The organism is Arenibacter sp. F20364 (genome assembly GCF_023015905.1).
Taxonomy (GTDB): Bacteria; Bacteroidota; Bacteroidia; order Flavobacteriales; family Flavobacteriaceae; genus Arenibacter.
Genome location: NZ_JALKBD010000003.1, coordinates 109303 through 126350, shown reverse-complemented (window position 1 = coordinate 126350; position 17048 = coordinate 109303). Strand labels below are relative to the sequence as shown.

The 17048-nt window shown below is 41.4% G+C and carries 5 protein-coding genes; all 5 read left to right on the top strand.

Annotation, left to right across the window (positions count from 1 at the left end; genetic code table 11):
- Positions 1-2 precede the first annotated feature (2 nt).
- The 5 genes from MWU84_RS03230 to MWU84_RS03210 all read left to right on the top strand — a co-directional run bounded on the left by MWU84_RS03230 (position 3) and on the right by MWU84_RS03210 (position 16853).
- Positions 3-7529 (top strand): gliding motility-associated C-terminal domain-containing protein, encoded by a 7527-nt coding sequence (locus MWU84_RS03230; RefSeq protein ID WP_246898178.1) that lies wholly within the window; start codon positions 3-5, stop codon positions 7527-7529.
- 2 nt (positions 7530-7531) lie between these two features.
- Positions 7532-8530: a type IX secretion system membrane protein PorP/SprF gene (locus MWU84_RS03225; RefSeq protein ID WP_246898176.1), complete on the top strand. Its 999-nt coding sequence runs from the start codon at positions 7532-7534 to the stop codon at positions 8528-8530.
- A gap of 480 nt (positions 8531-9010) precedes the next feature.
- Positions 9011-13240: a two-component regulator propeller domain-containing protein gene (locus MWU84_RS03220; RefSeq protein ID WP_246898173.1), complete on the top strand. Its 4230-nt coding sequence runs from the start codon at positions 9011-9013 to the stop codon at positions 13238-13240.
- A 14-nt stretch (positions 13241-13254) separates the two neighbouring features.
- Entirely contained in the window at positions 13255-15057 is a 1803-nt protein-coding gene (locus MWU84_RS03215) for an arylsulfatase (protein WP_246898171.1), read from the top strand.
- Positions 15058-15173: 116 nt separating this feature from the next.
- Positions 15174-16853 carry a sulfatase gene (locus tag MWU84_RS03210; RefSeq protein ID WP_246898169.1) on the top strand — a complete coding sequence of 560 codons (1680 nt, stop codon included), beginning with the start codon at positions 15174-15176 and terminating at the stop codon, positions 16851-16853.
- The last annotated feature ends 195 nt before the right edge of the window (positions 16854-17048 follow it).

The following is a 17048-nucleotide window of genomic DNA, read 5'->3' as shown; positions in this document are numbered from 1 at the left end:
TCATGATAAAATCGACCAAAAAACTACTGCTGCTAATCTTGTTGTTTAGTTTTAATGCTTGGTTTAGTACCGCTCAGGTTACTACCAGTGTGCAGAACACCAATTTCAATTCCTGTGGCAGCAACCTACCACAGACCGAACTTAATCTTGGAAACCTAGTACTATCAGAAACCCTGGCCACCGATTTCGGCACGGGTACCTTCACCTTCTACATTGTAGCTCCCTCCAATTTTGAAATCAGGGCAACCGCATTTACCGAGGCAGGTACCGATATTACCAGCGCATCCGTAGCCCAAGACCCTGGTAATCCCTCCAGATTGGAAGTTACCATGACCACCAACGCCCAAGGTTCCTTGGATGTATTTACCATAGAAAATGTAAGGATTCAACTTATACCAAATTCAACAACGACAGACGGCAACCTAAAATATGTATTGGGAGGTAATACCAATATGGTGAACGGACTTGCCGATAATCAAACCCTTGCCAACGTAGCTTTCACCGCTCTTACTGGAGGCACAGGGGTTAATCAACAGGTTTGTGCCATCAACGATGTACAGAACATAAGTATTACAGGTTCCAATATCACCCAAACCAGAACCTTTGAATGGGAAAAAGATGTTAACGGAACCTGGACGGCCATTGCAAATTCCAACACCGAAATATTGGTGGTAGATAAGCCATCCTTCCCAAATGGAGTAAGCAGGTACCGACGTGCAACTACATTTACTCTAAATGGGGAAACATGTACACAAATCAGCACGGTAGCAACTATTACCGTAAATGAATTATATGCCGGTAGCATAACAGAAGGAACAGGCCAAAACGTTTGTGCCACCCAAATTCCGGAGCAATTAAGCACCGCTGGGGATGTGGCAGTCACCCCTGCTGGAACCACAACCTACCAATGGTACAAAAACGATTCAGGTCCTTGGGATATAATTCCCGGAGCAACCGATAATTTTTATCAACCTAGCGCTTTAACCAAAACCACTTCTTTCAAAAGAAGGGTTACCAATGTTTTGAACGGATTTAGTTGTTTTAAGGAAACCCCGGCGGTTTCCATAATTGTAAATTCCGCCGTATTGGGAGGTACGGCCACCAATCAAAATATATGTTCATTAAGCGAATTACAATTGTTGACGATAAACAATGGCGAAAACAATGGAACCTATCAATGGCAGAAATACGATGGCAGTAACTGGCTAAACATAAGTGGCGCCACGCAGAGCAATTACAACGCCAGTGCCAACCTAAATCCTGGAGTAGAACAATTTAGAAGAGTTACCACCGTTTCCGGTGCAAGTTGCCAAGGTGTTAGTACAGTGGCTACCATAACTTATACCAATTTTGCGGTAGGAAGTATTACGGGCGCTGAAACTGTTTGTTACAATGAAGCTCCAAGTGCCATAGCATCGGATACCAATGCTTCGGGTACAGGTACAATTTCATACCAATGGGAGCGATTTGATGGAAGTTCATGGGCCGCAATTTCTGGAGCCAATAATGCGGACTACCAGCCAAGTGCCCTAACACAGACCACGACCTTTAGAAGAGAGGACAACATACTTCTAAATAGTTACACATGTTCGGACTATACCAATGAAATAGAAATCACTGTTCTTGGTCAAATTAACGGAGGAACGGCAAGTGCCGACCAGACTATTTGTGCAGGGGAAACACCCAATGCAATAAATATTAACAATGCCACAGCAGCAGGTCCCAACATTAGCTACCAATGGCAATCGGCAACCACAGGGAGTTTTACTAATATTAGCGGGGAAACCAATGCAGTATATAATTTTGCCGGGGCACCATCTGTTACTACAAGATATAGAAGACAAACCATAGTTTCCAATAATGCCAAAGTATGTTTACAAAATTCTACTGTAAGCACTGTTTTTGTAAACAGCCTAAATGTAGGCACAATTGGCAATGATCAGAATGTTTGTGCAGGACAAGCCCCCAGCACCATTATTAATATAGCAAATACGACCGCCGCCGGCAATCTAACCTATGCATGGGAATCCTCCACCGACAATGGGGTAAGCTGGAGCCCGATAGCTTCCGCCACAGGGTCTACTTATACCCCTGGCGTACTGGCAACGTCTACCAAATATAGACGATTGAACACCACCACCTTAAACGGTAAGGTGTGTACTGGATACACCAATGAAGTTACTATCACTGTAGCCGGAGCCATTTCTGGAGGGGAAGGGTCTGCGGACCAAGCCATTTGTGAAGGTGATACCCCATCAACCATTACAGTTTCCAACGGTACGCCTGCAGGTACAGGGATTAATTTTCAATGGTATTCGTCCACCGATAATGTCAATTACACCGTGATGAGCGGGGAAACTGGTGAAAGCCTAAGTTTTTCCATAGGATTGGCAACATCGACCTATTTTAGGAGAAACGTTACCAACACTAATAACGGTAATACTTGTGAGGCCTCAAGTCTTCCAACCTTGGTTACCCTAATCACCTTGAACGAAGGGTCTATTTCACAAACCCAAACCGTCTGTGGTTCTAGCCTTGTGGCACCGATTACCAGTTCCGCCGATGCAAGTTCCAACGGTGCTATAAGCTATACATGGCAGAGTTCTCCAGATGGGAGCACTTGGGCCGATATTGCCAATACAAATCAAGCTACCTATACCCCAGTAAACAATGGGGATCTACAAACCTACTATAGAAGAAAGGCTATTTCAACATTGCAAAGCGTCACTTGCGAAGCCATAACCACTCCGGTTATAATCTACGTTAATAAATTTGACAATGGACCCAGCCATAGAGTCACTTTTTCTTCCGGGGCAACCGGAAGTACGGAAGTATGTAATGGTGGAGATCCACAGGCTTTTAGCACTAATTTTCAATTGATTGCCTCAGGAACTGTAAGCTACCAATGGCAGATTTCCAATGATAATGTTTCATATTCAGACATTGCAGGAGCTACCGCAGCTACTTATGACCCGCCTTCGGTAACACAGGATAATTACTATAGAAGAATTACCACTTCTACCTTAAATGGTCTATCCTGTACGGTAACCAGTAACGTTCTGGAAATCATAAACGGTGGAAATGCCACGGGAGGTACTATAGGTACAACCCATGCGAACGGTAGCAATGGAACCAATGAAGAGGTAGTTTGTAGCGGGGATGATCCTAGCTTAATTCAAGAGTTGACCCCTTCTACAGGACAGACCTTAACCTACCAATGGTATGCCAATGGCGTAGCGATTGTTGGTGCTACCGGCACTAGTTACGACCCGACCAATATCATAAATACAACAACCTATATTAGAACTACCACAAGCACGGATATTTCCGGGGTGGAATGTGTAGTGGACAGCAACCCCGTAACGGTTTTGGTGCCACAAGCGGACAATATTGGCAACAATATTACCATCTGTTATAATACCATGGCCCCGACCCTTGGCAACCCCAGCGCCATAGAAGGATTGCCTTATTTGGCTTTTAGATGGTACGAATCCAATGATGGATCTACCTTTACTGAAATTATAGGAGCAACCAGTGAAACCTATACCCCCGGAACGGCCTTTACCGATGATAAATATTATAGGAGGGATTACCTAGCTACTGTCGACGGTATTCCCTGCGAGCTATCCTATACTCCGAGTAATGTAATTAGAATTTTTGTCAATGATGTGGACGCTGGTACTATTTCAGGCAATCAAAAAATATGCTACGGGGAAGATCCGGCTATCCTGGGAAATACCGTAGATGGAACTGCAGAGGGAGTATTAAAATATCAATGGTACTCTTCTGTGGATAACAGTAACTGGGGCATGATCAATGGAGCCGTAAACAGCACTTATGACCCACAGGCAGGTAATTATCCAACGACCTATTTTAAGAGGACAACATCTTCCACCCTTAACAGTGTGGTTTGTACGGAAGACAGTAATACTATTGTTGTACAGGTTACTGAACAATTATTGCCCGGAACCCTAGTAAACGATCAAACCATTTGTGAAGGGGTTGTACCGGGATCCTTGACCGTAACCGGTGGCAGCACCTTTGTGGACCAAACCTATGACTGGTATTCCTCGCCAAATGGCACGACCTGGACAGATATCGCTGTGCATTCTGCTTCCTATACACCTCCGGTCCCAACAACTACTATGTATTATAAGCGGACTATTACCAGAACCAGTTTGGTAGACCAGACTTGTGTTGTAGAATCCAACGCAGTAAAAGTGACTTTAAACTCGGTTTATGCAGGAAAAATAACGGACAATCAATCGGTATGCGAGGGAAGTCAGCCTTTGGCCATTGTGGAACAGGAATCGGCCACTGGTGCAGGTGTGTTGACATACCAGTGGTGGTCTTCCCCGGACAATCAAACTTATACTGCCGTTGCCGGTGCCACCCAGCCAAATTATACCCCGCCAAGTACCCTTACTACTTCTACCTACTTTAAAAGAATAGTTACCAGTACATTGAACGGTGTGGCCTGTGCGGAGGAAACTTCGCCGAAAATTGTAACTGTAATCCCTTATGCCATTATAGACAATGATGCCATCATTGACAACGACATCACCAATGTAAGCTGTAATGGAGGCAATGATGGAAGTATTGTAATACCTAACGGAAGAATCACTGGAGGTAATACGGCCCAGAAGCAAATCAATACAATTTCGCTTTTCGGCACTCCAACTTTAGGCAATACATATAGTATCATTATCGACAGTAAGGTCTATGATCACCAAGTTACTTTGAACGGCATTAATCAGCCGCAGGACAATAATGAGGTAGCTGCTGCCCTTGCCCAAAAAATAAATGCTGCAACCGGCGCTAACTTAAGTCCGGCCATAGCAGCAAACAATTTCCATGAAATTACCTTGACCGCCAAGGTTGCGGGGATTGGATTTACGGCATATGTAAGTACTGGAAGTGATCCAAATGCCAGTGCCACCAATGTAGTAACACAACCTAATTCCGTGGCCAATACTTATGTTTGGTCCAAAATTGGGGATAACAGCTTTACGGCTTCTACTTTGAGCATAAGCAATCTTACAGCTGGAGCCTACCAATTAACAGTGTACAATGAATTCTGCGGAACCACATCGTCACCGTTTATAGTATCGGAACCCGAGGTATTGACCTTGAATATTGGGGATACCTGTAATACGGCCATTACAGCCTATAGCACTGGAGGCATTGCGCCTTTCACCTTTACGCTTACAAGGCCCAACGGTACAACATTGGTACAGACATCCAATAATCCGAATATTACCTACACCAATTTAACTGGTGGAGCTACTTACAACATAAGTGTACAGGATGCCTCTTGTGGAATACAGCAATCGCAATCAGTAACCTTGCCCATGGGGCTACAATTTGATCAGGCATCCGTAGTAGTGGATAATGCCACTTGCTATGGTCAAAATGATGGTAGCATTAGTTTAAACATTGGAGCTACAACAGTTACAGGTGGGTATCCGCCCTATAATTTTAGTTGGACAGGTCCCAATAATGCCAATTTTACCACAGAAAATATTACCAACTTGGCACCTGGGGTATATGTACTATCCGTAACGGACCAGCTTGGTTGTTCAACAACCTATACTGCGAATGTGGCTTCAAAAGCTCAATTGGAAATCAGTAGCGTTCAGGTAATCAACCAGCAGTTGCAATGTGCCGGTGATGCCAATGCTGAAATTAGCATACAGATAAGTTCTGACCCTAGCAGCCAATTACAAATAAACTGGTACAAAAACGGAACAAGTTATTCTACCAACAACACCAGTCTTACCAATCTGGGTGGAGGTAGCTACGAAGTGGTAATTATTGATACCAATAGCGATGCCAATACACCATGTACCGTTAGACAGACGTTTGTTATTACGGCTCCCACCGTATTTAGTGCCACAGAGGTAACTAGTGGCAGTACCACTTGTGTGGATGCCAGTACCGGAAGGGATTTTACTTTTAGGGTTCAGGGAGGTACATCACCTTTTCAGTATACTTTGGACGGTGGAACTCCTGTAATATTTACCAATACCCAAACCACAATAAGCTCGCTTTCCAATAACAGTCATGTTATAGAGGTAACCGATGCCAACCAATGTGTTGTAGAAACGTTTACCATGGATAGTTATGAGGCCATGGATTATACCGGTGCCAAATCCTATACTCTTGCGCCATGTGAAACAGATTACGCCTTTAGTTTGAATACCAATTTGATTTCTGGTGGAAAGCCGTTTATGGATGGAAATAACAACCCGTATTACTTTTATGACTGGAGAGGTCCCAATAATTTTGTGGCCCAGGACATTACCAGTTTTGATGCGGTGCCAGGTTCTTATTGGTTGACGATTACCGACAGCAACGACTGTTCATCAGAAGAAATTGAATTTACCTTTAGCACAACATACAGTCCTATATCCGTAGTCAAGTCCATCACCCCGGTAAGCTGTGGTGCTACCAACGATGGAGCTATTTCCATTACGGTAAGTGGTGGCCTTAGACCGTATAATATTGTTTGGGAAAAAGAAACAGCCGGAACAGCCAATAATCCCGATCCTGTGTTTACTCCTTTTGGACAAAACGTAACACAATTGAACGGATTGGAGGAAGGAAGATTGCGACTTACCATTACAAGTAATATAAATGGTTGTACCAATGCTGATCCAGCCTATTATTATCAGGAAATTATTACCATTAATAAAGCGGAATCACTTCAGCTCCTAGACGGACCTTTTCTGGATCAGTCACTTTGTTTGGGCAATCCCGGAAGTATTTCGGTATCGGTTTTCAATAGTCAACCTGGAGATTTAAGTTTTTACTATGAAGGTGCCCTTGTGCCATCCGTAAAAACAGGTACCAATACTTACTCTGTTCAAATTGGAAATCCGTTGGATAACGCTACCCTTAATGTAGTAAATGATCAAGGATGTGGAATTACCATGCCTATCAGTGCAGGGGTAACGGATCCGACATTTGCATATACCTCGGACGAATATGAAATTACAGGCCTATTGATGGCCAAGGAGGATATTCGATTCAGTATAACTAGTGAGGCAGGATATGGCAATGCTTCGTGGGATTTTGGAGATGGAAGTCCCATAATTAACATTGATCCGGATGTGGACGGTATTATGACCGTGCATAAATATAGTTATCCTGGTATTTTTACTACCACCCTAACTTTATATAATGAGGAGGGCTGTAGTAAAACGGTACAACAAGATGTGCAGGTAGGTAACGGTTATGACGTAATGTTCCCTAATGTATTCTCTGCCAATGCGGATGGAATAAACGATTACTTCCAGGGCGAATTTACCGGGATGGCCTCGTTTACCTTTCAGATTTATGATATGTGGGGCTCATTGGTGTATAGCGTGGCCTATGACTTTGATTCCATGCCCGTAAATTGGGGTTGGAACGGCAATTATAGTTCGGGAAAACCTTATAAAAACACTTCCTTCAGATATCTGTTTGTAGGAACAACGAAAGACAACAACCAAATAACCAAAACTGGCGAAGCCTCAATATTAAGATAGAGATGAAGAAACTTAATCTAATAACCCTACTAATTGTTTTTATTACGTTGGGGGCGAACGCTCAGGAAAAATTTGTGAACAACCTAAGCAAGGTTCCGGCTTCCTTAAACCCCAGTTTTCATGCTTTTAAGGATAAGACTAGGATAGGGGTCTTGGCCGAATTTGCCAGTCAAAGTCAAGGAAACCAATCCCAGCACAAATATGCCTTTGGCTCAACGGCCTTTGAAGAATACAATTTTCAACTGGGCGTAGATCTGTTCAATAATAACCTGAACAATTCAGGGTTTAATTATACTTCTGCGGCATTGAGCTATATGTACAAATTGGTTTTAAAGAACGATTGGATCGTATATCCCGGAATTACTGCGGCCTATAGCAATTACAGGTACGATTTTAACAATCTTACCTTTCAGGATCAAATAAACATATTTACCGGGCAAATTAGTGCCAATACCATAGATCCCATTACAGCCTCTGAAAATGTTGGCTATTTGGATATGGGTGCATCCGTTTTGATCCATAACGATATCAATACCCTTTTTGGGCTCTCCCTAAAACATTTGAATCAGCTAAGAATATCATCCAAACAAAGCGAGAATAATGTAAATTTAAACATGCTGATATCCGGGCAGTTTGGATATGAAATGGATATTAATAAATACGGACAGGCCAAATTGCCGGAACATTCCTATTTATACTTATTTAATGCAGTGACTATACAAGGCCCAAATACTAGATTGGATTTCTATCAGGATGTTACCCTGGGCAACTTTAGTATTGGCATAAATGAACATCTCAGCTATTTGGAAAATGCCTCTTTTTCCGAAATAGGTTTTGCCACAAGCCTTACCTTGGAAACATTTGAATTTGGATTAAACTATAGATTGCCCTTTGGTGGTGAGGCCAAGCAATATATTCCCAATTCGTTGGAATTATTTTTGGTCTTTGATATTTCCAGGTTTAAAGAACGAAGAAGATCGGACTACAGCAGGTTCTATTAATTGTAGCCCAATGATATAGCCAAGCCCTCAACATTTTGTTGGGGGTTTTTAGTTATAGTAAAAAAGGTGAAACTACTCGGGGCAAGCCCACCTGAACGGAATCGGGCAAGGCAAACGTCGGAGCACCTGCCGGCAAGCAGGTTTTAATCTCGATTATCGAGTAAAACTACAACTCGAATAAGATAGCCTCAGTTCCTGCTTCACCATCTGATATGGGGCATTTATTCCTCATAGCCAAGTATAGCATTCAATCATTTGATATAGCCTCGAAACCATTTGTTGTAGAACAAAAGGGTTATTTGCTGTAATTTTGGAAATTAATGGCTTCAAGTTTACAATGATAGGTCATTAAAAAACAAATGGGATGCCGATCTTTAGAATTTCACAATGGATGTTAAAATCACCTTTATTTGGGGCTGTTTGGACAAATTAGTCACAGGTTCTTGGATCGTTTTCATTAAGAAATCGTAGTTTAATTGTATGAAATTCAAAATATACCATATCAACTGGCTTATAAGTTTTTGGACATCTGTATTTCTAATATCCTCTGTTATAGGGTTCGCCCAAGAAATAATCGATTTTAAGCATATTACCACCAAAGATGGTCTCTCCCAAAGCGACGTCAATGATATCTATCAGGACAAATTTGGATACATGTGGTTTGGAACCCATGACGGACTTAATAAGTATGATGGATATAGTTTTACCGTGTACAATCCGGACAATGACAAACCAGGTAGCATCAATAGCAATTTAATATATGACATTGTTGGTGATGAAGATGGTAACCTTTGGATAGGCACAACAGGTAGTGGCTTAAATTTTTTCAATGCTACCACAGGTAAATTCACCCATTACAGGCACAAGGATGGAGATAGTAACAGTTTGTCCAGTGATCATATAACCAATGTTTATTTGGACAGTAAAAAACGATTATGGCTGGGTACTCGGAATGGGTTGGATATGACCGACCTTTCGTCTACATCCAATGAACTTGTTTTTCAACATTATAACTCGGAACAGGCTCCTTTTATTGCTGGATGGGACGGAACCATGGTACATACTATTTATGAAGATAAAAATGGTCAATTATTGGTGGGCGGCGCTTCAGGTTTGTTTAAATTGTCAAAGGATGCAGAAGGCAGGGATTATTTCGGGAGCATAACCAAAGACCTTGGGCTACCTAATGTTGCCGTTCGGGACGTTGAGGAAGATGCCACTGGTAGGCTATTTGTAGCCACTGGCCTAGGTATTTATTGTCAGGTCAAAGGTCAGGGTGAAAAACTTCGGAAGCTGTATGACGGAAATTTTGTTGCCTTATTGGTAGACAATGAAAATAGAATATGGGCAGGTGCCAATGATGGCCTCTTTCTTTTTGAAAATACTTCTGGAGAAAATTTGCCAAAATTCACGGATCGTTTTGTTTATGATTCAAGGAATCCGGCGAGTATCAGCAAAAATATTATTAAATCCCTATTCTTGGATAGCACTGGAATAATATGGATAGGGACCAATGGGGGAGGGGTGAATACCCTTGACCCGGGAAGGAAGAAGTTTAGACATATCAGAAATACTTCTGATCCCAATAGCCTTAGTTATGATAAAATAAGGGCTATGTACGAGGATAGCAATGGGACCTTATGGATAGGAACCGAAGGTGGCGGTCTGAACATGTTGACCGAAAAAAATGACAATGGGACCTATAATGCGTTTAAACATTTTAACTCTATCCAAAGAACATTTGCCTTAACGGAGACGCAAATAGGCAATAGAAAAATACTTTATATAGGTACGGAGAGCGCGCCAGGGCTTTTTCAATTGGATATTAGTGACCCCAACAACATATCTGAAAAAAACTTAGTGCCACAAGAGCTAATGCGTGGCGTTTTTAGTTTATTAACGGATTCCGAGCAAAATATTTGGATAGGAACCTATGGCTCGGGCGTACATAGATGGCTGCGTACAGAAATTGAAGGAGTATATGAAAAGGAGGTCTTTAGCCATTATGCCAATAGCACCAATTCGGTTCCAAGTGATATTATAAGAAGTATTCTTGAAGATAGTCAAGGTAACATTTGGCTTGCGACCGGCAATGGATTATGCATGATTTCCGCCCAGGAACGTTACAAAAAACGACCTAAATTTGTAACCTACAAGAACCATCCGGAAAATGCCTCGTCCCTTAGTCATAATTACATCCTCTCGTTGTACGAGAGCAAATCAGGCGACCTATGGATAGGCACCTTTGGGGGCGGACTTAATAAACTGATTAAAGGAACCGATGATTCGAATCCTACTTTTGTTTCCTACTCCGAAAAAAATGGGCTGCCCAACAATGTTATAAAAGGAATTTTGGAAGATAACGATGGTAACCTATGGTTCTCAACCAATAAAGGGCTTTCTCAATTCGACCCTGAAACAGAACAAATTAAAAACTATAATGAGAGCGATGGACTTCAAGATAATGAATTTCAAGAACTGGCCTGTGTTAAAAGATCCGATGGAGAAATGCTTTTTGGAGGTATCAACGGTTTCAATGCCTTCAATCCGGAAGAAATAGGAGTTAATGAATTTCCTGCCAAAACGGTTATTACGGACTTACTAATATTCAACAAGTCTATCGACATTGGTGAGGAGGTTAACGGGAGAATAATACTGGATAAAAGCATTAACAAAACCAATGAAATCTTATTGGAGTACGGTGAAAATAATTTTTCATTTGAGTTTGCAGCCTTACATTTTGCAGCACCCTCCAAAAATCAGTTTGCCTATATGTTGGAAGGTTTTGATACAGGATGGACCGAGACCACTGCAAAAAAACGTTTCGCAACTTACACCAACTTAGCACCTGGAAAATACACTTTTAAGGTGAAGGCCTCCAACAATGATGGCTTCTGGGATCAAGACCCTACCCAATTAAAATTGACCATTGCACCTCCCTGGTGGTATAGCCGTACGGCCTTTGTTGGTTATTTCCTTTTGGTCCTTGGCCTATTATGGCTTTTCTACCGATACACCTTTATCAGAACCTCTAAAAAACATCAATTGGAGTTGGAACATGTTGAAAAAGAAAAGTCGGAGGAACTTCAAAAAATTAAGTTGGAATTTTTTACAAATATTTCCCATGAATTCCGCACCCCACTTACACTTATTAAGGGGCCCTTGGAATATTTGCAAAAGAACATCGGAAAAGTGGATAGCAAGGCCCTCGCGGAACAATATGCCTTGATGCATAAAAATACGGATTACCTTCTAAGACTTGTTGGCCAATTATTGGATTTTAGGAAGCTGAACCAAGGTAAAATGAGGCTGGTAATGCGTAATAGCGATATTGTATCCTTTATAAAGGAAGTAGCAGAGCCTTTCCAATTTATGGCCCACAAACAATCCATCCTTTTTAGTATTGAAACTGCCAATCCCAATATAGAATCGTGGTTCGATCATGACGCCATGGAAAAGATTATAAACAACCTTCTTTCCAATGCTTTTAAATTCACCCAAAACGGGGGACAAATCCGCATCAAGATTTCGGAAAAGGTTCGTCATGGCCAAAATCAAATAGTAATACAGGTCAAAGATACTGGTTTGGGTATCCCCAAGGATAAACTTTCCAGTATTTTTGAACGCTTTCATACGGCAAAGGAGGATAGCTCTATTAATCGCGAAGGAATGGGAATAGGCTTGTCTTTCTCCAAAAATTTGATTGAATTGCACCAAGGAGGCATAACGGTTAGCAGCAAGGCCAATCTGGGTACTAAATTTAAAGTATGGCTTCCTAAGGATAAAGATGCTTATATGAATATTGAAGAAATTAGTTGCAAAGATGTTTCTGACAACGATTTTCTTGTGCGGTCCTCTGAAACGGAATCCTTTGCCATTGGTCTGAACGACGACCTCATAGATGAGAGTTTGTCAAAATCAAGATCCAAATTACCGGTATTATTAATTGTGGATGACAATCCGGATATACGCAGTTTTATAAAACAGGTTGTGAACAAAAATTATGCAATTTATGAGGCGGAGAACGGTGAAGAGGGATTTGAAATTGCCAAAAAAACAATGCCCAATATAGTTATATGTGATATTTTAATGCCCGTTATGGATGGTATTGCCTTTTGTAAGGCTATGAAAGAACACCAGGAAACAAGTCATATCCCCATAATAATATTAACAGCGAAATCCTCCCAAGAAAGTGAAGTCCAGAGCTTGCAATTGGGGGTGGATGAATATTTGAGAAAGCCTTTCAGTTTTGAGTTATTGCAACTTAAGCTTTCCAATATAGTGAAACGTCGCGAGCAGATGAGGAAACGTTTCAATAGGGATATTACGCTGCAACCCAATGAGGTAACAGTGACTACAATGGATGAAAAATTCTTGAGTCAGGCTATCCAAATTGTTGAAAAGCATATGATGAACACAGATTTCAATGTGGAGATGATGGTGAGCGAAATGGGTTTGAGCAGGAGCAACCTTTACCTAAAATTCAAAGAACTAACAGGTTTGTCATCCAGTGAATTTATCAGAAATGTTAGACTGAAGCGTGCAGTTCAACTCTTTGATCAGAGCGATCTTTCTGTTAAGGAGATCATGTATATGACCGGTTTCAATACCGCCTCATACTTTTCAAAATGTTTTAAAAAACAATTTGGTGTTGTTCCCAGCGAGTACGTGGGCAAAATGAATACCGAAGTTAAATCAGAAACCAATTAAATATGAGCTTGCCTATGAACCGAATTCATTGCAAAGGTATCCTATTGTCTTGCTTGCTTATTGCCATGGGCTGTAAGGAGAAAACAGGAATTAATGATCAGAGAATTACCAAACCTAACGTAATCATTATAATGGCGGACGACCAAGGGTATGGAGACTTGGGTCACCATGGGAATCCTTGGATAAAAACGACTAATTTGGATACTTTTGCGCAATCCTCTTTAGAACTTACGAACTTTCATGTAGGGACAACCTGCGCCCCCACCCGCGCAGGATTAATGACGGGCAGAAATGCCAATAGAAACAATGCTTGGCACACCATTGCCGGATGTTCTATCCTTAAGGAAGATGAAGAAACCATGGCCGAGGTATTTGCTAAAAATGGTTATGAAACTGCCATGTTCGGAAAATGGCACTTGGGGGACAACTACCCTTTTAGACCACATGATAGAGGGTTTCAACACGCCCTGTACCACGGTGGGGGAGGTGTCAACCAAACCCCGGATTATTGGAACAACGATTATTTTGACGACACCTATTTCCGTAATGGAAAGCCCGAAAAGTTTGAAGGTTATTGTACAGATGTTTGGTTCAATGAAGCCACTGCATTTTTAGAAAAAGAACGGAAAGATCCATTTTTTATATATCTCCCCCTTAATGCCGCCCATGGCCCCTTTAATGTTCCGGAAGACTACGCAAAAATGTATGATGATGCTCCATTGACGGAGGTGCAAAAGCGGTTTTATGGAATGATTACCAATATTGATGATAATTTTGGGAAGCTAGTCTCTTATCTCAAAGAAAAAAAACTCTTTGAAGATACCTTAATTATTTATACCACGGACAACGGAACCGCGGCTGGGATAAAGCATCAAAAAAATGGAGATATTATAGGATATAATGCCGGACTAAAAGGAACAAAAGGGAGCCATTACGATGGTGGCCATAGAGTACCATTTTTCATAAGTTGGCCAAATGGAAGTATCGCAAAGGGCACAACGAACAACGAATTGGCCGCCCATGTTGATCTTTTGCCGACTTTGACCGAGCTGGCAGGAATACCATTCAAGGAGAAAAAACCTTTGGATGGTAGCAGTGTGGCCAAAATATGGACAGGGGAGCAAGAGAATCATGATCGTATGTTAGTAATAGACACTCAACGCAACCAATTGCCCGAGAAAGGTAGAAACAGCTGTGTTATGTCCACTAATTGGCGCTTGGTAAATGGTGAGGAGCTTTACAATATAATAGATGATGAAGGACAAACGAATGACGTTGCCGACCAATATCCGGAGATAGTTGCCAAAATGCAGGCTTTTTATGATTCATGGTGGACCAGCATAGAACCCGATATCGGCTATGCCGAAATTCCTTTGGGTCACCCGCAAGCTAACCCTACCTTAGTTACAGTACACGATATGCATACCAATGATAATATTCCTTGGAATCAAGTTCAGATAAGGGAGGGCAAATTTTTGCCAGAAGGTTTCTATAGTGTTAAAATTCAGGAAAGCGGTAGGTATAGGTTTAAACTATATCGATATCCTCCAGAGTCCGGCCTCAACATGAACGCCTCAGTGCAAGAAATAACGGGAACGTCCTATATAGAAACCTTGCCCCAAGGATCTTCTGTTCAGCCTATTAGTGCCACAGTTGAATTGGAAAATGTAAAGTTGGAAGGAAAGGCAAACTCCAATGAGCCATTTGCGCAGTTGGAGGGAGAACTGGAAAAAGGGAGTTATAAATTGTTCAGTTCGTTCACCACCGCTTCAGGGGAAAGCATACCGGCTTATTATACCCTGATAGAAAAGTATTGAACACGCATAAAAATCATTTGTAGTAGGAAATTGAACATATCTTCTAGCGATTATAGAGCAGATATATGTATTTTTCCTCCATTAAATAATTGAACCACTTTAAAGCCTTTTAATCAATGTACAATTACAAAAACAGTTTAGCATATTTGTTGCTTTTTGCAATAATCCTATCTTCCTGTAATGAAAAGGAAACGCCGGTAAAACCGCAACCCAACATTATATACATCATGTCCGATGATCATACCACCCAAGGCTTTGGTGTATACGGGAGTAGGTTGGCCGGTTTAAATCCGACCCCAAACTTGGACAAGATTGCCAACGAAGGAATAATTTTTGACAATTGTTTTGTAAACAACTCCATCTGTACGCCCAGTAGAGCTTCTATTATTTCTGGACAATACCCACAGACCAACGGAGTATTGGACCTTGAAGGTGTTATTGGGGTTGAAAGGCAGTATCTTCCAAAAGAGATGAAAAAATTGGGGTACCAAACGGCCATTGTTGGTAAGTGGCATTTACATGACGAGCCCGCAGCTTTTGATTACTATAAGGTATTGCCCGGACAAGGTGACTATTTTGACCCAGAATTTCTGGTAAGGGGTGAAAAATCATGGCCCGATAATAAGGTAAAGACCAAGGGGCATTCCTCTGATAACATCATGGATATCACCTTGGATTATTTAAAGAATAAGAGGGATCCCAACAAACCGTTCTTTCTAATGCACCACTTTAAGGCACCTCATGACGATTTTGAGTACGCGCCTCGATATGAGGATTATTTGGCAGACACTTTTATTCCTGAACCTGAAAGCCTCTACAATAATGGTAATAATGGATCAATAGCTACTAGGGGCAAGAACGATTCACTTACTAGGATAATAGGATCTTCGGTTTCACACCGAAACTTAATTCGCCGACAGGCCAACAATATATATTGGAACGATACCACCGTATATAAGAAATATAGGAATGCAGAAGATATTGCCCCATCGGAATATGTAAAGTGGGAAATGACAGGGGATGAAAAAGAATACACCAGCAAAGTCTACCAGGATTATTTAAAAAAGTACCTGAGATGTGTCAAGGGTGTGGACGATAATGTAAAGCGATTGCTGGATTATTTGGAAGCGGAAAATCTTTTGGACAATACCATTATTGTTTATACCGGAGACCAAGGATTTATGTTGGGCGAACACGATTATATAGACAAGAGATGGATGTATGAGGAATCCATGCGCATGCCATTTTTTGTTAGGTATCCAAAATCCATTAAGGCAGGAACACGCACCGATGCCATTATCAACAACACAGATTTTGCTCCCACTTTAATTGAAATGGCAGGAGGGAAGACCCCTGACTATATGCAGGGCCAGAGTTTTAAAACCATATTGGAAACTGGGCAGGAACCGGAAGGCTGGCAGCAAGCTACCTATTACCGCTATTGGATGCATTTAGCGCACCGTCATCAAAATCCAGCCCACTTTGGCATTAGGACCAAAGACCATAAATTAATATTTTTTTACGGAAAATATTGGGTAGATACCGATGATGCAAATGCTGAATGGAACAAGGATAGTTGGGGCAATGACTTTACCAACCATACGCCCGTGGCCTGGGAGTTTTATGATCTTAAACAAGATCCGAAGGAAATGAAGAATGCCTATGAAGACCCGAAATATAAAGATATAATCGCGGACTTAAAGGAACAGTTGGTCAATTTGCGCGAAGATCTCAACGAGACCGACGTGAATTATCCCCACATCCAAAAGGTCATAGATGAGCATTGGAATGATTAAAAATTAGGCCCTTCTTAATTAGCTTTAACTACACAATTTTAATAGTATACTCAATTCCCGATCTTAAAAATGGATTTTTAAGATCGGGAATTTCTTTTTAGCCTTTCCCTTCCTTGGATTCCAGGATTTCTACAAAATAGGCTGTTTATGCTTTTCAAAAAAATGTACTCGGAACGCAATTGATCCATTCATTTC

What these genes read in the sequence shown, in the direction of transcription:
- MWU84_RS03210 (WP_246898169.1), top strand. Translation starts at nt 15,174, where the DNA reads ATGTACAATTACAAAAACAGTTTAGCATATTTGTTGCTTTTTGCAATA.
- MWU84_RS03220 (WP_246898173.1), top strand. Translation starts at nt 9,011, where the DNA reads ATGAAATTCAAAATATACCATATCAACTGGCTTATAAGTTTTTGGACA.
- MWU84_RS03215 (WP_246898171.1), top strand. Translation starts at nt 13,255, where the DNA reads ATGAACCGAATTCATTGCAAAGGTATCCTATTGTCTTGCTTGCTTATT.
- MWU84_RS03230 (WP_246898178.1), top strand. Translation starts at nt 3, where the DNA reads ATGATAAAATCGACCAAAAAACTACTGCTGCTAATCTTGTTGTTTAGT.
- MWU84_RS03225 (WP_246898176.1), top strand. Translation starts at nt 7,532, where the DNA reads ATGAAGAAACTTAATCTAATAACCCTACTAATTGTTTTTATTACGTTG.